Origin of the sequence: Streptomyces tanashiensis (assembly GCF_014648895.1) — a bacterium.
Taxonomy (GTDB): Bacteria; Actinomycetota; Actinomycetes; order Streptomycetales; family Streptomycetaceae; genus Streptomyces; species Streptomyces tanashiensis.
In genome coordinates this window covers 198,985-217,343 of record NZ_BMRZ01000005.1, presented here as the reverse complement: position 1 = coordinate 217,343, position 18,359 = coordinate 198,985, and the positions used below count along the sequence as shown (strand labels likewise).

The window sequence follows — 18,359 nt, the reverse complement described above, 5'->3', positions numbered from 1 at the left end:
TTCCGGGTGGGGCCGGGTGGAGCCGGATGGGAAGCACAGCGAAGCGCGATTGGTCTGGACCTGTCAAGGTCTAGACCAGAAGTTGTGACAGGCGGGATTCCACTTGCCCCCGCAACGGAGAAAGCGCCCCACCGAGGTGGAGCGCCTCACGACCTGACGGCCCGACGGCTAGGCGGCCAACTGCACCGCCAGCTCCTTCGCCAGGGACTCGGCCGTCACGAGGGAATCGGCACGGGAGGCCTCGAAGAGCGGGACGAGCTCGGCCATCGCCGGGACGTGCGGGGCGAAGGTCAGCTCGGGGGTGATGAAGCTGACGTCCGTGCCGAAGACGTCGGCGAGGATCAGCCGCAGGTAGTTCTCGACGTAGTCGTTGCCGAACTGGGGCGTGCCCTCACGGTAGGAGCCGCCGCGGCTGGCGACGACGACGGCCCGCTTGCCGGCGAGCGAGGGGTTCTCCGCGATCGCGGTGCGGCCCACGAGGAAGACCTGGTCCAGCCAGGCCTTCAGGGTGGACGGGATCGAGTAGTTGTACATCGGCGCGCCGATCAGGATCACGTCCGCCCGCTCGGCCTCCTCGATCAGCCTCCCGCGCAGCTCGAACGCCGCCCGCTCCTCCGGCGACCGCTCGTCGGGCGCGGTGCCGCCCGTGGAGTAGGCGGCGGCGTCCAGGTGCGGGACCGGTTCCGCGGCGAGGTCGCGGTAGATCACCGTCCCCTCCGGGTGCTCCGCCTCCCAGGCCTTGCGGAAGGCGGCGGTGACGGCGCGGGAGTGGGAGTTCTCGCCGCTGATGGACGTGTCGAGGTGAAGCAGCGTGGCCATGGGGATCGTCTCCTGGGTCGCGGTTCTCGCCGGCTTCTGCTCTCTCGCCGACGAGAAGAAGCCTGCTTCCTCAACCAAAGTTGAGGTCCAGAACCTGTGACTCAGATCACTTTCACCCTGGGCGGCCGCTCAGATCATCAGGACGATCCGGCCGGGCCGGTGCCCCGCCTCCGCCCTGCGGTGCGCCTCCGCGACCTCCTCCAGCGGCATGACGTCGGCCACCCGGGTGACCAGCTGCCGGGCCGCCACCTTCCGGAGGCTCTCCGCGAGCCGGGCGGCGTCCGGCACGGCCCGTACGGTCTCGACGCGGATGCCCCGCTCGGCGGCCGGCACCCGGTCGGGCGCGATCGCCGCGAACGCCCCGCCGTCCTTGACCACCGGGAGGAGGGCTTCGCCGATGATCCCGCCGTCGAAGACCCCGTCCACCCCGTCCGGGTCGCCCGCGCGCACCTTCGCGACGATGTCCTCCGGGACACCGCGCGGGACCACGTGGTCCGCGCCGAGCACCCTCAGTTCGGGCTCGTCACCCTCGTGCGCGACGGCCACGACCCGCAGTCCGGCGGCCGAGGCGTACTGGACGGCCAGACGGCCCACCACCGCGCTCGCGCCGGTCACGAGCACCGTCGCCCCCGCCGGGAGGGCGAGCCGGCCGAGGCCCTGCTGGGCGGTGGCCGAGGCCAGCGGGAGGGACGCGGCCACGGTGAAGTCCACGTCGTCGGGGATCACGGCCAGCCACTCCGGGTCGGCCCAGATGGTCTCGGCGTACGTCCCGTCGCCCGTCAGCATCTCGAACCAGGGCACGAAACCGCCCACGCGGGTGCCCACGGGCATGCCGGGCGCCTCATCGAGCAGCTTGCCCGCGAAGTCCGTCCCCAGCACGAACGGGGGCTTGAGCGGGCCGACCGAGTCGGCGTACCGGCCCGCGCGGATCCGCAGATCCGCCTGGTTCACTCCGGCCGCCTTCAGGCGCACCCGCACCTTCCCCGGCTCGGCCCCGGCCTCCGGCTCCGGCCGGCGGGCCATCCTGAGGACCTCGGGTCCGCCGTAGGCGGTCACTTCGACGACACGCATGGGGTACTCCTCAGACGAAGGCCCCCTCGTGGCCATTACACCCACGCTCCACAGCCCCGGGCAACCCCTGTCGGTCCACCCGGGGAGTCCCCCGCGGGGCGCTCCTGAACGAACGGCGAAGTCCAGGTGGCGGGCCGCTACACCGCCCCCGCGTTCGCACAGGCGTCCGTACCGTCCCGGCCATGGAGTGGATAACCGCAGAGAACGTCATCGCCGTGGGGACGGCCCTCATCGGTGTCCTGGTCACGCTCGCCGTCGTCTGGATCGACCGCTTCTCGCCGCAACGCAAGCGGCTCGGCTACCGCGTGCAGCTCAACACTCCGCTCCACCGGGAGGAGAACCAGGACAGCGGGGTCCAGACGGTGCGCGAGGGCCAGGTGGTGGGCATGGCGACGCCCACCGACGGATCCACGCTCGTCCTCCTCCGCATCGAGAACGACCGCGAGCTCGACATCAGCTCCGAGGACTACGGGGCCGCCGCCGACCCCCACGGGCTGAGGATCACCTTCGGCGAGCGGACCGTGCAGGGCGTCGTCGCCACCATCCCGGCGGGCTGGGACTCCGTACGGGAGGACCTGGAGCGCACGCCCACGCTCGGCCGGAACGGCAGCGCGGTCCTCGTACCCAAGGTGGCCCTCGAACGCGGCCAGTACTTCAAGCTGCTCGTCCAGCTCTCCGGCGGGGTCGCCGACCGGGACATCAAGATCGACGGGAGCCTCCAGGGCGGCACGATCCGGCGCAACAGGAGCACCACCCCCGACGAGAAGCCGCCCCGCTTCAGCCCCACCGCCCGGAACGTCACCCTCGTCCTCACCGCCTGCGTCGTGGCCCTGGCCGCGATCATCGTCCGCGAGCAGACCCCGCCGCCCATCGGCTGCGCCCGGGGCGCCCTCACCGTCACCGGCTCGACGGCCTTCGCGCCCGCCCTGCGGGAGGCGGCGAAGCGGTACGAGGAGGACTGCGAGGGCTCCACGGTCGCCGTCGACGTGCACGGCTCGACCGCCGGCATCCGCGAGCTGGCCGAGGCGGGCGCGAAGGCCGGGAAGGGGTCGCCGACCGTCATCGCCCTCTCCGACGGACACGCGCCGGGCGGCTTCCCCGAGCTGCGGGAGAGCATGGTCGCCGTCTCCCTCTTCACCCTCGTCCTCAACGACGGCACACCCGTCGACAACCTCACCCTGGACCAGGTCGGGCGGATCTACCGGGGCGAGATCCGGTACTGGAGCGAGGTGGGCGGTCCCGACCTGCCCATCCTCCTCGTCAGCCGGGACGCCAACTCGGGCACCCGCGAGGTCTTCCAGCGCCGGGTCCTCGGCCACAACGAACCCGCCAACTCCTCCCGGGACTGCGAGCACCTCGACGACGCCGCCTCGAAGGTGATCCGCTGCGAACTCGACTCCACCGAACAGGTCCTGGCCGCCGTCGCCCGGCTCCCCGGGGCCATCGGCTACACCGAACTCCGCGCGAGCGACGGCCGGAAGGGCCTGCACAGGGTCTCCGTCGACGGCCGCGGGCCCGCCGTGGACGAGCTCGGCGCATCCCCCTACCCCTACCGGGAGATCGAGTACGCCTACACCTGGGGCCTGCCCCGGGCCGACTCCCTGACCTCCAGCTTTCTCACCTACCTCCGGTCGGGGCGCGGCCAGGACGTCATCAGCGCCCACGGCCACCTGCCCTGCGCCACCCCGAAGGGGCTGAAGGTCTGCGGAGACGGCTGACCTGACCGTCTGGCATGCTCTGGCGACGTGGAGTCATTGAACGCGGAAGATCCGGTCAGCGTCGGCCCGTTCCGTCTGATCGGCCGCCTCGGGGTCGGCGGGATGGGCCGGGTGTTCCTGGCGCGCTCGGCCGGCGGGCGGACCGTCGCGGTCAAGGTGGTGCACGCGGAGCTGGCCGCCCAGGACGAGTTCCGGCGCCGGTTCGCCCGCGAGGTCGCCGCCCTGGAACGGGTCGGCGGCACCGGTACCGCGCCCGTCCTCGGCTCGGACACCGCCGCCGACTCCCCGTGGGTCGCCATCGGATACGTGGCGGGGCCCTCGCTGCGGACCGTGGTCGGCGACGAGTTCGGACCGCTGCCGCCCGCGACCGTACGGGCCCTGGCCTCCGGGCTCGCCCGCGCCCTCGACCACATCCACGCCGCCGGGTTCGTCCACCGCGACCTCAAGCCGGGCAACGTGCTGCTGACCGTCGACGGGCCGCGGATCATCGACTTCGGCATCGCCCGCGCCGTCGACAGCGTCGCCGAGGGCGGCGACCTGACCACCACCGGCGCCGTCGTCGGCTCCCCCGGGTTCATGTCGCCCGAACAGGTCCGCGGCGACCAGGTCTCCCCCGCCTCGGACATCTTCTGCCTCGGGTCCGTCCTCGCGTACGCGGCGACCGGCCGCGCTCCCTTCGGCACGGCGGACAGCGGCGTCCACGCCACCATGTTCCGCATCGCCCACGACGAGCCCGACCTGACGGACCTCCCGCCCGAACTCTCCGGACTCATCCGGGCCTGCCTCGCCAAGGACCCCGCCGCCCGGCCCACGGCCACCGAGATCGTCGAGACGCTCCCCGTGGCCGACCCCTGGCTCCCGGCGGACGTCCTGGCCCGGCTCGGGCGGCACGCGGCACGGCTGCTGGAGGCCGAGGGAAGCGCTCGGACCGCCGACACTCCCCCGCCGCCCACCGGGGCGACGGGAACGACGGGGACGGCAGGGACGGCCGGGACGGCCGGGACGGCCGGGGCGCCCGGGACGGCCGGGGCGCCCGGGACGGCAGGGACAGCCGCGCCCGCGCCCGCCGCCGCGCCCCGGCGCCGGGGCCGTACCGCACTGCTCGCCGCCCTCACGGCCCTCGCCGTCGCCGCGGCGGCGGGAGTCGCGTACACCTACTGGCCCGGCCGGGGCGACGACGGCGGCGGTGGCACCGCGGGCGGGCGGAAGAACGGCGGCACCACCGCCACCCGCCCCGCCCCCGGGATCGTCCCGGCCGCCTTCCTCGGCGCCTGGGAAGGCGTCCTGAAGGGCTCGGCGGACGTCCCGTACGAGACCAGCCGGATCGAGATCACCCAGGGCCCCGCCGGCTCCAGGTCCGCCGTCTACACCCACGTCACCGGGGAACGGCTGTGCATCGGCCGGGCCACCCTGATCTCCGCCACCGACGGCGAACTCGTCCTCGGCGAGGCCGAGATCACCGCGAGCGTGCCCGCCCAGCGCTGCACCCCGGCCGCCCGCCAGACCCTCACACTGCGCTCCACCGACGTCGTCGAATGGGGCTCCGGCGTCGCCAAGAGCACCTTCCGCCGGGTCAAGGCCGGCACGGACGTCGTCCCCGCCGCGTACGTCGGCACCTGGAAGCAGGCACCGGACACCGTGCTCCAGCCCCAGCCCGACCGCTGGTCCTACCGGGTCACCGTCATCCAGGGGCCGGTCGGCGCACCGCTCGTGCGCTTCGAGCAGTCGTACCCGCGCATGGACGACCAGGGCAACCTGCTCGCCGACGACATCGACTGCGCGTCCACCGCCCTCGTCGGCAGCGCGGGCTCGCTCCTCGTCATCGGCCCGGAGACCCGCGACCCGGACACCTGGGACCCGGACTGCGCCGAGAACGGCTCCAGCAACCTCCGGATCGTGAAGTACCGGGGCAAGGAACGGCTGCAGATCTACGGAATGACGGCGGACGGGGAGCCGGGCGAGTTCGTCCGGGACTGAGCCGGCCCCCGCGAGCCCGGCCCGCTCCGAAGGACAGGCCCTAGCGGGCGAGGAGTTCGAGGGCGGCCCGGACCGAGTCCAGGAGGGGCTGGCCGATGCCGCCGACGGTGGCGGCGACGGCCTGGAGGACCTGGAGCGCGCCGCGCCGCCGGTCCGGCACGGCCAGGTCGGCCGTGGCACCGTCGACGGACTCCACCGCCCCGGCCGGCAGGCTGCCCCGCAGCTCCTCGACGCGCTGGAGCACGGCCGCCAGGGCCCGTTCGACGTCGGGCGAGCCATGGTGGTGGACGATGCCCTGATTGCCCTGGCCGCCGTGCATGTTCACGACGTCCCCGTAGTAGTTGTCCCCGCTCACCTCGACACCCCCGTGTTGCCGCTGCCGCCGTACATGTTGACCGAGTTGCCGAAGTGGTAGTTGCCGTAGTTGGTGATCGCCAGCGACGCCACGTGGGCGTGGAGCTCCGCGTCGGGCTTGTCGATCGCCTCGGCGATCGAGACGACGAGCTCGTTCAGCTGCTCGCGCGGTGCGGTCACCAGGGCGGTGGAGCGCCCGTTGGTCTCGACGGCGAGGACGTGGTGGGTCCCGGCGAAGACCACGGCCAGCATGTCGCCGATGAAGTAGATCAGCGCGAACACCACGACGATCATGAGGAACCCGGCCACGTCGGCGAGATCGCTGCTGCTGCCCCATCCCCCGCTCGTCGCGTCCGAGATCCACATCAGGAGGAGGAGGATGAGCAGCGTGACCCCGCCGCGCTTCAGGAACCGCGCGAAGGCCGCTCCCCGGCGCGGCGTGAGATCGAAGGTGTGGACGCGGACGATGTTCTCCAGCGGGTACGCGGCCCCGTGCACCCAGAGCAGCCGCTTGCTGATGAGCAGGCTCTGACGGGGCGGGGTCCGCGGAGGCGCGGGCGCGTGTGCGGGTCTCGGCGGTTGCTGTGGTGGCGGTGTTCCCATGCTTCCCCCTGTGCCGGAACGGGCTGAAACGGAGCCCCATTAAGCCCCCGACACCCCAGCGGAACAAGGCGAGTTCAGGCCTCCCGGGGTACGACTCCGGACACCGCGCGGGCGTAGTCGCGGACCAGGGGGCGGGCATCGGCCGCGCGCCAGGCGAGGGCGAAGCGGCTGGGGGTGACACCGCGGACGGGGCGGGTGACGACGCCGTCGCGGGTGAGGAGGGGCGCGTTCCCGGCGGCGACCAGGCAGATGCCGAGGCCGCCGACCAGCGCCTCGTACGTCTCGTCCGCGCTGGCGATCTCGGCGCCGACGACCGGCGGGCGGCCGCCCCGGGCGTCCACGGCCAGCCAGTAGTCGCGGAGTTCGGGCCCGGTGCCGGGGAGGGCGAGGAACGGCTCGTCGAGGAGTTCGGAGAAGTCCAGGCTCTCGCGCGCGGCCAGCGGATGGGTCTCGGGAAGGGCGACGAGCCGGGGCTCGGTGGCGACGACGACCCAGCGGAAACGGTCCGCCCCGGCCAGCGGCAGCCAGACGAAGGCCACGTCGCTGGTGCCGTCCGCGAGCCCGGCGGTCGGGTCCTCCCAGCCCACCTGCCGCAGCCTGAGCCGGGCCTCCGGGTGCGCCTCGGTGAACCGGGACCGGATCGCCGGCAGCAGCCCGCCACGGCCGGGGCTGGTGCTCATGCCGACGACCAGGGTGCCGTCCGCCGCCGCCCTGGCCCGCCCCACCGCCTCCCGGCCCTCCTCCCAGGCCGCGAGCACGGCCCGCGCGTGCGGCAGCAGCGCCGTACCGACGGAGGTGAGGGCCACGCCCTGCCGGTCGCGGTCGAAGAGGGGCGCGCCGAGCTGCCGCTCCAGGGCGCGGATCTGCTTGCTGAGCGCGGGCTGCGAGACGTACAGCCGCTCGGCGGCCCTGGTGAAGTGGAGCTCCTCGGCGACCGCGAGGAAGTACCGCAGATCCCGCCCGTGCACATCCATGCCTTCTGGCTATCACGGCGGATCTTGGACAGACAACACCCGCCCGCCACAAGCTTGTTGCACCACCGCAAGCGACAACAGGGGGAACACGCACATGAGCAAGGTCTGGCTGATCACGGGAGCCAACAGCGGTTTCGGGCGCGCCTTCGCCGAGGCCGCGATCGCCGCCGGCGACGTCGTCGTCGCCGCGGCCCGCCGCACCGAGACCCTGGACGACCTGGTCGCCGCCCACCCCGACCAGGTCGACCCGGTCGCCCTGGACGTCACCGACACGGCGGCGGTCGACCGGGTCGTCGCCGCGCTGGTCGAGCGCCACGGCCGCGTCGACGTCCTCGTCAACAACGCGGGCCGCACCCACGTCGGCTCCGTCGAGGAGACCTCCGACGAGGAGCTTCGCTCGCTCTTCGACGTCCACGTCTTCGGCCCCGCCGCCCTCACCCGCGCCGTCCTGCCCCACATGCGGGCCCGCCGCTCCGGCGCGATCGTGCAGCTCAGCAGCGTCGGCGGCCAGATGTCGATGGCGGGCTTCGGGGCCTACAGCGCGACCAAGTTCGCCCTGGAGGGGCTGTCGGAGGCCCTCGCCGCCGAGGTCGGACCGCTCGGCATCAAGGTCCTCGTCGTCGAGCCGGGCGCCTTCCGCACGGGCCTCTTCGGCAACCACAGCCTCAGCGGCGACGGCATCGCCGACTACGCCGACACCGTCGGCGCCACCCGCGGATTCGTCGAGACCGGCGGCGGCACCCAGGCCGGCGACCCGGCGAAGGCCGCGGCGGCGGTCCTCACGGCGCTGAACGCCGACGAGACCCCGCTCCGGCTCGCCCTGGGCGACGACTCGATCGACACGATCCTCGGCCACCTGGAGCAGGTGCGGGGCGACCTGGTCGCCTGGGAGAAGGTCGGCCGGGACACGAAGCTCGACGCCTGACCTCGACGCCCGACCTCATGGAGAAGGGCCCGCACCCCGGTGAACCGGGGTGCGGGCCCTTCCGCGTGCTCCTGGAGGAGTCTCGTGCTCCTGGAGGAGCCTCGTGCTCCTAGAGGAAGGAGTTGATCTCGATCGTCTCCGTGCGGCCGGGGCCGACACCGATCGCGGAGATCGGGGCGCCCGACATCTCCTCCAGCGCCTTCACGTACGCCTGCGCGTTCTTCGGCAGGTCCGCGAAGGTCTTCGCCTTCGTGATGTCCTCGGACCAGCCCGGCAGCATCTCGTAGATCGGCTTCGCGTGGTGGAAGTCGGTCTGCGAGTAGGGCAGCTCCTCGACGCGCTTTCCGTCGATCTCGTACGCGACACAGACCGGGATCTGCTCCCAGCCCGTCAGCACGTCGAGCTTGGTGAGGAAGAAATCCGTCAGGCCGTTGACCCGGGTCGCGTAGCGCGCGATGACCGCGTCGAACCAGCCGCAGCGGCGGTCACGGCCGGTGGTGACGCCGCGCTCGCCGCCGATGCGCCGCAGCGCCTCGCCGTCCGCGTCGAAGAGCTCCGTCGGGAACGGGCCGGCGCCGACACGGGTCGTGTACGCCTTGAGGATGCCGATGACACGGCTGATCTTCGTCGGGCCCACGCCCGCACCCGTGCAGGCGCCGCCCGCGGTCGGGTTCGAGGAGGTGACGAAGGGGTACGTGCCGTGGTCGACGTCGAGCAGGGTGCCCTGGCCGCCCTCGAAGAGCACGACCTTGTCCTCGTCGAGCGCCTTGTTGAGGATCAGCGTGGTGTCCGCGACGAACGGCTTGATCTGCTCCGCGTACTGGAGCATCTCCTCGACGATCTGCTCCGCCTCGATCGCGCGGCGGTTGTACAGCTTGGCGAGGAGCTGGTTCTTGCCCTCCAGCGCCGCCTCGACCTTCTGCACGAGGATCGACTCGTCGTACAGGTCCTGGACCCGGATACCGACGCGGTTGATCTTGTCGGCGTAGGTCGGACCGATGCCACGACCCGTGGTGCCGATCTTGCGCTTGCCGAGGAACCGTTCCGTCACCTTGTCGAGGGTGACGTTGTACGGGGTGATCAGATGGGCGTTGCCGCTGATCAGGAGCTTCGACGTGTCGACGCCGCGCTCGTTCAGCCCGCTCAGCTCGGAGAGCAGGACCGCCGGGTCGACGACGACACCGTTTCCGATCACCGGGGTGCACCCCGGGGAGAGGATTCCGGAAGGGAGGAGGTGGAGCGCGTACTTCTGGTCGCCCACGACGACCGTGTGGCCGGCATTGTTGCCGCCCTGGTAACGCACCACGTAGTCCACGGATCCACCGAGGAGGTCGGTGGCCTTTCCCTTGCCCTCGTCACCCCACTGAGCACCGAGCAGCACAAGTGCGGGCACAGGCGTACACCCCTTCCGGGTGGGGCATGTCCAAGGTCAGGGGGCATACGCCGCCTCACCGGTGTGCCCCGGAATAGACGAAGCCCCTGGCGCAATAGCGCAAGGGGCTCTTGCACAAAGATGCTACCCGAGGAAGGACCGAGGTGTCGGATCACGACCAGCTGCTGGTCATCGTCGACCCGGTCGCCCGCCGAAGTGACGGCGAGTCCGTACGGATCGCGAAAGATGTCCTGTCCGCGGGCGCGGAGGCGAAGATCTGCCTGCCGGACGGCCCCGAGGAATTCTCCAGGGCCCTGGCCCGGCGCGGCTCCCGGCGCCCCGTGGTGCTCGGCGACGACCGCGCGCTGCTGCGCACCGTGGCCCTTCTGCACCGCGAGCGGGAGCTCGCCGAGGGGGCTCTCTCGCTCGTCCCGATCGGCGCCCCGGACGACCTGGAAGTGGCCCACGCGCTCGGCGTGCCGCGCTCCACCCCGGCGGCGGCCCGCGTGGTCCTGCACGGGGCCGTGCGCCGCCTCGACCTCCTCGTCGACGACAGCGACGGCGTCGTCCTCGGCGACCTCCTGGTGCCCGGCACGCCCGCCCTCGCCGCCACGGCGCCGTCCGTCTGGGGCACCTGCCGCTCCCTCGTCCGCACCCTGGTCCGCCCGGCCCCCGCCGCCCTCGCCGTCCGCACGCACCGGCTGAGGGTCGAGGCGGACGGGGTGCTGCTCGCCGACGTCGACGCGCCGGTGGAGGGCCTCACGGTCCGGCCGGTCGCCGGCCGGGCCGAGGTGACCGTCCACCCGGTCACGGCCTCGCCCCGCCGCGCGACGGCCCGCACGGTCACGGTCTCGGGCCCCGACTTCCGCTACCGCGCCGACGGACGGGTGACGGGGCCGGTGCGGCGCCGCACCTGGACGATACGGGCGGGGGCGTGGGGGCTGACGCTGCCGCGGGACGCCGCGTGACCTCACGGGCGAGGGCCGGGGGCTGACGCCGCCGCGGGGGGCCGCCTAACCTCACGGGTGGGGACATGTACCGACGGGTGGGGGAACGTGCGATGACGCGTGCGACAACGCGTGCGACGACGTCTGCGATGACGTCTGCGCTGGACGTCGAGGAGACGGCGGGGGCGCTGGACAAGTACCGGCGAAGAGCCGGCGGACTGATCCTCGCGGGGGTGGTGACGCTCGCCCTGGCCGTCGGCTTCTGGGCGCTTCTCGTGGACACGGTGTCCTCCAGGACGGCCGCCATGCCCTTCGTGCCCGGGATCCTCCTGCTGGGCGGCGGGACCGGCATGTGGGGCCTCGCGTGGCGGATGCGGCGGGCTCTCGGCGCGGGCACCTGGTCGGTTCACCCCGCCGTGGCGATCGGCCACGGCCGGACCGCGACGACCGTCGTCCTGCGCTCCCCGGACCGCTCCGAGGCGTGGCCGCTGACCGTGATCGCGACCCGGCAGCGCTACGAACTGGTGCGGCCGGGCCCGGACGGCGTGCTGTGGTGGTGCGGCGACCCGCGCGTGGGCGGTGTCCTGGCGCCTCCCGGCGGCGGGGAGCTGATCTGGGCGAAGCCGGTGCGCGGCGGGCACGTGCGGCGGCGGGTCGTCGCGCGAGCGGAGGCGGAGGGCCTGATGCACCGGGCGACGCCACGGCAGCCGGGGAACCGGGTGCCGGGCCCGGTGCCGGGCCCGGATCAGGCGACGGACGTGGATTCCGTGCGGGGGCCGGAGGACGTAAAGGGGCCGGAGGACGTACGGGGGCCGGAGGACGTACAGGGGCCGGAGGCCGTGCGGGGACCGGAGGACGTACAGGGGCCGGAGGACGTACAGGGGCCGGAGGACGTACAGGGGCCGGAGGACGTACAGGGGCCGGAGGCCGTGCGGGGGCCGGAGGACGTACAAGGACCGGAGGACGTACAGGGACCTGAGGACGTACAGGGACCTGAGGCCGTGCAGGACGTGGCGCGGACCGAGCCGTCCGGGCCGACGTACGCCGAGCTCTTCGAGCATGCCCGGCGGCAGGCCGGGCCGCGGGGCGGCCGGGCGCCCCGGCCCGAGCGGGACGCGCGCGAGGTGGCGTGGTGGCGGGTGCGGAGCCTCCGCCGGGTCGCCGGGGTGCACCGGGTGGTGATCGCGCTCGGCTTCTGCGCGGCCGTGGGCGCGGTCGCGCTGACCGGACCGCCCAAAGAGGACGCGCTGAAGCTGGGCGCGGTGGGCGTGCTGGTCCTGGGCGCTCTCGTGTACTCCTGCCACCGGCTGCTCACCGTCGGCAGGCCCGCGGCGCGGGCGATGGTCCGGGCCCTGACCGGCACCGTCCATGTGCGTCGCCGGTACACCCTGCTGTACGACCCGCGGGGCGGCGCGCCCGTCCTGGTGCTCTTCCCGATGTACGACGGCTGGGACGCCGGGCCCGAGGCGGTGCTCCGGCTGATTCCGCCCGGTCCGCCGAAGCAGCCGCGCCGCGGTCTGCCGGCCAAGCCCGCCGGCACCGTCGAGCTGCACGGCTGGCGTGACTTCACCGTGGACGGCCGGCCGTTCGTCGTGGCGTGGATCGACGGGCGTCCGCACTGGCCTGCGGGGCCGTACCAGGAGGCGGACGGGCCGGAGTTCGCCGCGCTGGTCGACCGGCTCGCCCCGCCCCTGGAGGCTCAGGCCTCCTGAGCCCCCGCGGCCTTGCGGGCGCGCCAGCGGTCCATGATTCCGCCGATCTCGTCGTGCAGGAAGGCGAAGAACTCGGCCGTCTCGGCCGTGCGGCGCCCCGCGGCCGTGTCGCGCCCCAGCGTCTCCGTGCCCTCCTTCAGGACCTTCTCCCAGCGGAGCAGGACCTGGTCGCGGCGGGTGAAGGTCTCGTACCAGAGCTCGTTGTGGAGGACGTACCGGTCGCGCCGCGTGCCGGGGTCCCGCTCGCGGCCGACCATGTCCACCTGGGTGAGGTAGCCGATCGCGCCGGAGACCGCGGCCGGGCTGATCCGCAGCTGTTCGGCGAGCTCGGCCGAGGTCATGGAGGCCGTCTCGGAGGCGAGCAGGGCCGCGAAGACGCGGCTCGCCATGCGCTGCATGCCGGCGGCGGTCAGTTCGGCGGCGAAGCGTTCCACGAAGCGGGAGACCGCCTCGTCGCCGGTCCCGTCGGTCTTCGTCATCTCGCTCTCACCCATCCTCTGACTTTATACGGTTCCTTAACTTCACAAATTTGTGAAACTACCGTACGTTCAGAAGCATGACGAAGGCAATCAGCGTCGTCGGACTCCACAAGTCCTTCGGGCGCACCCACGCGCTCGACGGCCTCGACCTCACCGTCGAGACCGGCGAGGTCCACGGCTTCCTCGGCCCCAACGGCGCCGGGAAGTCCACCACCATCCGGGTCCTCCTGGGCCTCCTCCGCGCCGACTCCGGCGCCGCCCAGCTCCTCGGCCGCGACCCCTGGAAGGACGCCGTCGAGCTGCACCGCCGCATCGCGTACGTCCCCGGCGACGTGACCCTCTGGCGCAACCTGTCCGGCGGCGAGGTCATCGACCTGTACGGACGGCTGCGCGGGGGCGGCGGCCTCGACCGGGCCCGGCGCGCCGAGCTCATCGAACGCTTCGAGCTCGACCCCACCAAGAAGGGCCGCACCTACTCCAAGGGCAACCGCCAGAAGGTCGCCCTGGTCGCCGCCTTCGCCTCCGACGTCGACCTGCTCGTCCTCGACGAGCCGACCAGCGGCCTCGACCCGCTGATGGAGGAGGTCTTCCAGGACTGCGTGGAGGAGGCCCGCCGGCAGGGTCGGACGGTGCTCCTGTCCTCGCACATCCTCAGCGAGGTCGAGGCCCTCTGCGACCGGGTCAGCATCGTCCGCAAGGGCCGGACCGTCGAGTCGGGTTCGCTCGCGGAGCTGCGGCACCTGACCCGTACCAGCGTCACCGCCGAACTCGCCGGACCGCCCAACGGCCTCGCCCACCTCCCCGGCGTCCACGGCCTCGACGTGCGGGGCGGCCGGGTGACGTTCCAGGTCGACACCGACAGGCTCGACGCCGCCCTCCGCTCCCTGACCGCCACGGGCGTACGGAGCCTCACCTCCACCCCGCCCACCCTGGAGGAGCTCTTCCTCCGGCACTACACGGAGGAGGCCGCCCGATGACCGGCACCGGCGTCCTCACACGGCTCGCCCTGCGCCGCGACCGGCTGACGCTCCCCGTCTGGGCGCTCGTCACCGGCGGGATGGTCGCGAGCGGCGCCGGCTCCCTGGAGGGGCTGTACGGCACGGCAGCCGAGCGGGCCGAGGCCGCCGCCACGATGACCGCCAACAGCTCGATGCGCGCGCTGTACGGGCCGGTCTTCGGCGACTCCCTCGGCGGGCTCGTCGCCTGGCGCTTCGGCACCTTCGGCGCGGTCCTCGCCGCCGTCGCGAGCCTGATCGTGGTGGTCCGGCACACCCGCGAGGAGGAGGAGACGGGCCGTCAGGAGATGCTGTCCGCCGGTGCGGTGGGCCGCCGGGCCCCGCTGACGGCCGCGCTCCTCACCGCCCTCGCCCTCAACACGGCGATCGCCCTCCTCATCACCGCCGGCCTCGCCGGACAGGGCACCGCCGGGGCGCTCGCGCTCGGTCTGGCGGTCGCCGGCACCGGCATGGTCTTCGCGACCACGGCCGCGCTCGCCGCCCAGGTCACGGAGAGCGCCCGGCTCGCCAAGGGCCTGACGGCGGCCGTCCTCGGCCTGGCGTTCGCCCTGCGGGCGGCGGGCGACGCGGGCGGTTCGTCCTTCCTGACGTGGCTCTCGCCGATCGGGTGGGCCGAGCAGGTCCGCGCCTTCGCCGGCGAGCGCTGGTGGGTGCTGCTCCTGATCCTCGCGGCCGTCCTCGCGCAGACGGCGGCGGCGTACGCGCTGACCGCCCGCCGGGACGTCGGCGCGAGCTTCCTCGCGACCCGGCCCGGCCCGGCCGAGGGCCGCCTCGCCACCGCCGGGGCGCTCGCGTGGCGGCTCCAGCGCGGCACCCTCCTCGGCTGGTCGCTCGGCTTCCTGCTCGGCGGGCTCGCCTTCGGCGGGATGGCCGAGGGCGCGGCCGACCTCGTCGGCGACAACGAACGGGCCCGCGAGATCTTCGAGCGGATGGGCGGCCAGAGCGCGCTCACCGACGCCTTCCTCGCCACCATGGTCTCCCTGCTCGGGATGCTCGCGGCGCTGTACGCGGTCGGGTCCGTGCTGCGGCCGTACGGAGAGGAGAGCTCGGGGCGGGCCGAACCGCTCCTCGCGGGCGCCCTCGGCCGGCTCCGGTGGGCCGCCGGGCACCTGGTGATCGCCTTCGGCGGCTCGGCCCTGATCCTGGTCCTCGCCGGAATCGGCCTGGCCCTGTCGTACGGGCACGACCTCGGCCCGATCCTGGGGGCCGCGCTCGTCCAGCTCCCGGCCGTCTGGACGCTCGCCGGGCTCGCGGTGCTGCTCTGGGGCGCCGCCCCGAAGGCCGCGAACGCCGCGTGGGGCATGGCCGGGCTGTGCCTGGCCCTCGGGTGGATCGGACCGGCGCTCGGCCTGCCCGGGGCGGTCCTGGACCTCTCCCCCTTCGGCCACCTGCCGAAGCTGCCGGGCCCGGACATGACCTGGACCCCGGTCCTGGCCCTGACGGCTCTGGCGGCGGCCCTGACGGCGGCGGGGCTGGCGGGGCTGCGACGGCGGGACGTGACGGGCTGAGGCCGGGACGGCTCAGGAGGTGTGCCGAGGCTCCGTGCGGCTTGCGGGGCGGTAAGCCCCGGGAGGCGTGCTCTCAGGAGGCGTGCTCTCAGGAGCGGGCCGGCGACGCCGGCATGAGCGTGCGGGCCAGCACTTCGAGCGCCTGGGTGACCTCACCCAGGCGCTCGGGGTCGTCGGACCCCAGGGCCGCGGCGAGCGCGCTCTCGATCCGGGTGGCCCGCACCTCCGCCACGCGCCCCGACGCCTCCGGGGCGGGGCGCACGAGCACACGGCGCCGGTCGGCGGGGTCCGGCACGGCCTGCACCGAGCCGGCCTCCTTCAACCGGGCCACGGCGGTGGACACCTGGCTCTGCGGCAGACCGGTCCGGGCGGCGATCTCGCCGACGGCGCTGCCGGGGTGGGCGGCGATGTCGCCGGCGACGATCAGCACCAGCCGGGCGCTGCCGGCGTACCGGCCCTCGCCACCGGGAGGCTCGGGCAGCGCCTCCTCGCCGATCTTCATCAGGACGCGGCCCAGCAGGAACAGTTCGGCTCCATTCACCCCGTCAAGGTACATCCACATAGATTCATCCATCTTGATGCATCGGGATTGATGTATCGAGTTGGATGGAATAACGTTGGTGAGGAGGACGGGGGCGCGAGGCCCGCCGCACACGAAGGGGGAGCACCACCATGACCGCGACCGACACCGCCACGACCACGACCGTCGGCACGCTCGACGTGCCCGGCGCGGTCCTGCACCACCAGGTCCGGGGCACCGGCCCGACGCTGCTGATCTCGCAGAGCGGGGAGGGCGACGCCGACCGCAGCACCGACCTCGTCGACCGGCTCGCCGACTCCTACCGCGTGATCACCTACGACCGCCGCGGCCTCTCCCGCAGCCGGCTCGACGCCCCGGAGCGGGGGGCGACGCTGACCGAGCACGCCGACGACGTCCACCGCCTGCTCACCGCCCTCACCGACGCGCCCGTCCTCATGCTCGGCTGCAGCCTGGGAGCCGTCATCGGACTGCACACGGCCGTGCGCCACCCCGGCCTGATCCACACGCTCGTCGCCCACGAGCCCGTCGCCCCGCGCCTGCTGTCGGACCGGGAGCGCACCCACCACGAGCGGGAGCTCATCGGCCTCCAGGAGCTGTACGACCAGGGAGGTCTCGGCGCCGCACTGCCGGAGATCGCGCGGACCCTGGGCATAGACCCCGCCCGCACCGACGCCGAGCCCGGCCTGACGCCCCAGCCGATGGACGCCCGGCGGATCTCCAACTTCGACCACTTCATCCGCCACGACTTCGGCGCGATCGTCCATGACACGCTCGACCCCTCCGCGCTGGCGGGCACCGGCACGCGCATCATCCCCGCGGCCGGCCGCACCACCCCGCGCACCGTCTTCGACTACCTGTGCGCGGCCTCACTGGCCGAGCTCGTCGGCCATGAACTGGTCGAGTTCCCCGGCGGCCACAACGGCAACACCAGCCACCCGGAGGCGTACGCGACCCGCCTCCGCCAGGTCCTGGCGGGCACATGCTGAGCCGGGGGGCCGGGTCACACCTCCACGAGCAGCTCCTCGAAGCCCCGGATGACGTAGCCCGGCTTCCACACCGGTTCGGCCGCGAGACGGAGGCCGGGGGCCTGGCGCAGCAACTCACCGAAGACCGCCGTCAGTTCCAGGCGGGCGAGCGGGGCGCCCAGGCAGTAGTGGATGCCGGCGCCGAAGGTGATGTGCGGGTTGTCGGCCCGTTCGAGGTCGAGGACGTCGGCGGTGGGGCCGAAGCGGGCCGGGTCGCGGTTGGCGGAGCCGAAGAGGAGGGCGACCTCGGAGCCGCGCGGGATGGTGACGCCGCCGAGCTCGATGTCGTCGAGGACCCAGCGCTCGAACATCTGGAGCGGGGTGTCGTAGCGCAGAAGTTCTTCCACAGCTGTGGACAACTTTTCGGGATCAGGACGGACGCCCTGCCGGAAGAGGGTCCACCAGCCGTTGACCGTGGTGTTGACGGTGGCCTCGTGACCCGCGTTGAGGAGCAGGACACAGGTGGAGATCATCTCCTGTTCCGTCAGCTCCTCCACCGCGATCAGGGACGAGATCAGGTCCTCCCCCGGGCTCTTCCGCCGCCGCGCGATCAGCTCCCGCAGGTACGCGGAGAACGCGATGGAGGCCTCGACCGCCCGCCGGGCCGTCTCCTCCGAGGGATTCAGCTCGAACATCCCGCAGATCGCCGCCGACCAGGGGCGCAGCCGCCCCCGTTCCTCGTCCTCCGCCGGGATGCCGAGCATCTCGGCGATCACCGCGACCGGAAGGGGCTCGGCGACGGCGGACAGCAGGTCGCCGCCGCCCGCCGCCACCAGGTCACCGACGAGCCCGGCCGCGAGGCGCCGTACCGTCGGCGTCAGGTTCTCCACCGTCCTCGGCGTGAACGCCTTCGAGACGAGCCGGCGGATCCGGGTGTGGTCGGCCGCCTCCAGATCGAGCAGCCCGTGGTCGTTGAGCGTGTGGAACGGCTCGTACGCGGCGTCCGGCGCCGCCCGCCCGAACTCCTCGTGCGTGAAGCGATGGGTGTAGGTCCGGCCGAGGCGCCGGTCCCGCAGCAGCGCCGACACGTCCTCGTAGTGCGGGACGAGCCACTGCCGGGTGGGACCGTGCCAGTGGGCGCGGCCGGCGGCGCGCAGCTGGGCGTAGGCGGGATAGGGATCGGCGACGAACTCCGCCGACCAGGGGTCGTACACAGCCTCCACAGCATCCATGACCGGACGCTACCCCCGCGCCCCGGCCCGGACGACACGACCGCCGCTCGGCGGGTGCTCGACCGCCGGCGCACCGGCCCCGACACGACCGCCCCTCGGCCACCGACGCGCACCGGCCCCGACACGGCAACCGCTCGGCCACCGAC

Annotated in this window: 17 protein-coding genes; 8 read left to right on the top strand and 9 right to left on the bottom strand. The window is 73.4% G+C overall.

The features are described 5' to 3' along the window. Positions 1 to 168: 168 nt before the first annotated feature. Together IE237_RS18850 and IE237_RS18845 are read right to left on the bottom strand one after the other, a co-directional pair. Complete coding sequence (locus IE237_RS18850; RefSeq protein ID WP_189803171.1) at positions 169 to 819, bottom strand: FMN-dependent NADH-azoreductase; 651 nt, start codon at positions 817 to 819, stop codon at positions 169 to 171. A 129-nt stretch (positions 820 to 948) separates the two neighbouring features. Continuing rightward, positions 949 to 1,890: an NADP-dependent oxidoreductase gene (locus IE237_RS18845; RefSeq protein WP_189803170.1), complete on the bottom strand. Its 942-nt coding sequence runs from the start codon at positions 1,888 to 1,890 to the stop codon at positions 949 to 951. A gap of 182 nt (positions 1,891 to 2,072) precedes the next feature. Between IE237_RS18845 and IE237_RS18840 the strand changes: the two genes are divergently transcribed. Continuing rightward, positions 2,073 to 3,608, top strand: coding sequence for a substrate-binding domain-containing protein (locus IE237_RS18840; RefSeq protein WP_189803169.1), 1,536 nt, complete (start codon positions 2,073 to 2,075; stop codon positions 3,606 to 3,608). A 27-nt stretch (positions 3,609 to 3,635) separates the two neighbouring features. Continuing rightward, the gene (locus IE237_RS18835; RefSeq protein WP_189803168.1) at positions 3,636 to 5,585 is read left to right on the top strand and encodes a serine/threonine-protein kinase; all 1,950 of its coding nucleotides are present in this window, start codon (positions 3,636 to 3,638) and stop codon (positions 5,583 to 5,585) included. Between the two features lie 40 nt (positions 5,586 to 5,625). Here the strand turns inward: IE237_RS18835 and IE237_RS18830 are convergent, their stop codons facing one another. The 3 genes from IE237_RS18830 to IE237_RS18820 all read right to left on the bottom strand — a co-directional run bounded on the left by IE237_RS18830 (position 5,626) and on the right by IE237_RS18820 (position 7,516). Then, positions 5,626 to 5,940, bottom strand: a complete 315-nt coding sequence (locus tag IE237_RS18830; RefSeq protein ID WP_189803167.1) for a hypothetical protein — start codon at positions 5,938 to 5,940, stop codon at positions 5,626 to 5,628. Next, a complete protein-coding gene (locus tag IE237_RS18825; protein WP_229842757.1) occupies positions 5,937 to 6,542 on the bottom strand; it encodes a DUF6232 family protein in 606 nt (201 codons plus the stop codon). Before IE237_RS18825 ends, IE237_RS18830 begins: the two co-directional genes overlap by 4 nt. Positions 6,543 to 6,616: 74 nt before the next feature. Next, entirely contained in the window at positions 6,617 to 7,516 is a 900-nt protein-coding gene (locus IE237_RS18820) for a LysR family transcriptional regulator (RefSeq protein WP_189803166.1), read from the bottom strand. A gap of 94 nt (positions 7,517 to 7,610) precedes the next feature. On the opposite strand from IE237_RS18820, the gene IE237_RS18815 reads away from it, so the two are divergent. Then, positions 7,611 to 8,441: an oxidoreductase gene (locus IE237_RS18815; protein ID WP_189803165.1), complete on the top strand. Its 831-nt coding sequence runs from the start codon at positions 7,611 to 7,613 to the stop codon at positions 8,439 to 8,441. Positions 8,442 to 8,550: 109 nt separating this feature from the next. Here IE237_RS18815 and IE237_RS18810 read toward each other — a convergent pair whose 3' ends face one another. Further along, positions 8,551 to 9,834 carry an adenylosuccinate synthase gene (locus IE237_RS18810; protein ID WP_189803164.1) on the bottom strand — a complete coding sequence of 428 codons (1,284 nt, stop codon included), beginning with the start codon at positions 9,832 to 9,834 and terminating at the stop codon, positions 8,551 to 8,553. A 143-nt stretch (positions 9,835 to 9,977) separates the two neighbouring features. On the opposite strand from IE237_RS18810, the gene IE237_RS18805 reads away from it, so the two are divergent. Further along, positions 9,978 to 10,781: a diacylglycerol kinase family protein gene (locus IE237_RS18805; RefSeq protein ID WP_229842756.1), complete on the top strand. Its 804-nt coding sequence runs from the start codon at positions 9,978 to 9,980 to the stop codon at positions 10,779 to 10,781. A gap of 128 nt (positions 10,782 to 10,909) precedes the next feature. Then, entirely contained in the window at positions 10,910 to 12,472 is a 1,563-nt protein-coding gene (locus IE237_RS41360; protein WP_189803162.1) for a collagen-like domain-containing protein, read from the top strand. Here the strand turns inward: IE237_RS41360 and IE237_RS18795 are convergent. Beyond that, the gene (locus IE237_RS18795; protein WP_189803161.1) at positions 12,460 to 12,966 is read right to left on the bottom strand and encodes a GbsR/MarR family transcriptional regulator; all 507 of its coding nucleotides are present in this window, start codon (positions 12,964 to 12,966) and stop codon (positions 12,460 to 12,462) included. The two genes, IE237_RS41360 and IE237_RS18795, sit on opposite strands and share 13 nt — an antisense overlap. Before the next feature lie 62 nt (positions 12,967 to 13,028). Between IE237_RS18795 and IE237_RS18790 the strand changes: the two genes are divergently transcribed. Both IE237_RS18790 and IE237_RS18785 read left to right on the top strand, forming a co-directional pair. Continuing rightward, on the top strand, positions 13,029 to 13,928 hold the full coding sequence (locus IE237_RS18790) for an ABC transporter ATP-binding protein (protein WP_189803160.1): 900 nt from the start codon (positions 13,029 to 13,031) through the stop codon (positions 13,926 to 13,928). After that, positions 13,925 to 15,475 (top strand): ABC transporter permease, encoded by a 1,551-nt coding sequence (locus IE237_RS18785; RefSeq protein ID WP_189803159.1) that lies wholly within the window; start codon positions 13,925 to 13,927, stop codon positions 15,473 to 15,475. The genes IE237_RS18790 and IE237_RS18785 overlap by 4 nt, the downstream gene beginning before the upstream one ends. Before the next feature lie 88 nt (positions 15,476 to 15,563). Here IE237_RS18785 and IE237_RS18780 read toward each other — a convergent pair whose 3' ends face one another. Next, on the bottom strand, positions 15,564 to 15,977 hold the full coding sequence (locus IE237_RS18780) for a MarR family winged helix-turn-helix transcriptional regulator (RefSeq protein WP_390162306.1): 414 nt from the start codon (positions 15,975 to 15,977) through the stop codon (positions 15,564 to 15,566). 170 nt (positions 15,978 to 16,147) lie between these two features. Between IE237_RS18780 and IE237_RS18775 the strand changes: the two genes are divergently transcribed. Next, entirely contained in the window at positions 16,148 to 17,002 is an 855-nt protein-coding gene (locus tag IE237_RS18775; RefSeq protein ID WP_189803158.1) for an alpha/beta fold hydrolase, read from the top strand. A gap of 14 nt (positions 17,003 to 17,016) precedes the next feature. Here IE237_RS18775 and IE237_RS18770 read toward each other — a convergent pair whose 3' ends face one another. After that, entirely contained in the window at positions 17,017 to 18,213 is a 1,197-nt protein-coding gene (locus IE237_RS18770) for a cytochrome P450 (protein WP_370468204.1), read from the bottom strand. Positions 18,214 to 18,359 lie beyond the last annotated feature (146 nt).

Coding starts and splice junctions, on each gene's coding strand:
- IE237_RS18850 (WP_189803171.1), bottom strand. CDS start 819: ATGGCCACGCTGCTTCACCTCGACACGTCCATCAGCGGCGAGAACTCC.
- IE237_RS18845 (WP_189803170.1), bottom strand. CDS start 1,890: ATGCGTGTCGTCGAAGTGACCGCCTACGGCGGACCCGAGGTCCTCAGG.
- IE237_RS18840 (WP_189803169.1), top strand. CDS start 2,073: ATGGAGTGGATAACCGCAGAGAACGTCATCGCCGTGGGGACGGCCCTC.
- IE237_RS18825 (WP_229842757.1), bottom strand. CDS start 6,542: ATGGGAACACCGCCACCACAGCAACCGCCGAGACCCGCACACGCGCCC.
- IE237_RS18820 (WP_189803166.1), bottom strand. CDS start 7,516: ATGGATGTGCACGGGCGGGATCTGCGGTACTTCCTCGCGGTCGCCGAG.
- IE237_RS18815 (WP_189803165.1), top strand. CDS start 7,611: ATGAGCAAGGTCTGGCTGATCACGGGAGCCAACAGCGGTTTCGGGCGC.
- IE237_RS41360 (WP_189803162.1), top strand. CDS start 10,910: ATGACGTCTGCGCTGGACGTCGAGGAGACGGCGGGGGCGCTGGACAAG.
- IE237_RS18795 (WP_189803161.1), bottom strand. CDS start 12,966: ATGGGTGAGAGCGAGATGACGAAGACCGACGGGACCGGCGACGAGGCG.
- IE237_RS18790 (WP_189803160.1), top strand. CDS start 13,029: ATGACGAAGGCAATCAGCGTCGTCGGACTCCACAAGTCCTTCGGGCGC.
- IE237_RS18785 (WP_189803159.1), top strand. CDS start 13,925: ATGACCGGCACCGGCGTCCTCACACGGCTCGCCCTGCGCCGCGACCGG.
- IE237_RS18780 (WP_390162306.1), bottom strand. CDS start 15,977: ATGAAGATCGGCGAGGAGGCGCTGCCCGAGCCTCCCGGTGGCGAGGGC.
- IE237_RS18775 (WP_189803158.1), top strand. CDS start 16,148: ATGACCGCGACCGACACCGCCACGACCACGACCGTCGGCACGCTCGAC.
- IE237_RS18770 (WP_370468204.1), bottom strand. CDS start 18,213: ATGGATGCTGTGGAGGCTGTGTACGACCCCTGGTCGGCGGAGTTCGTC.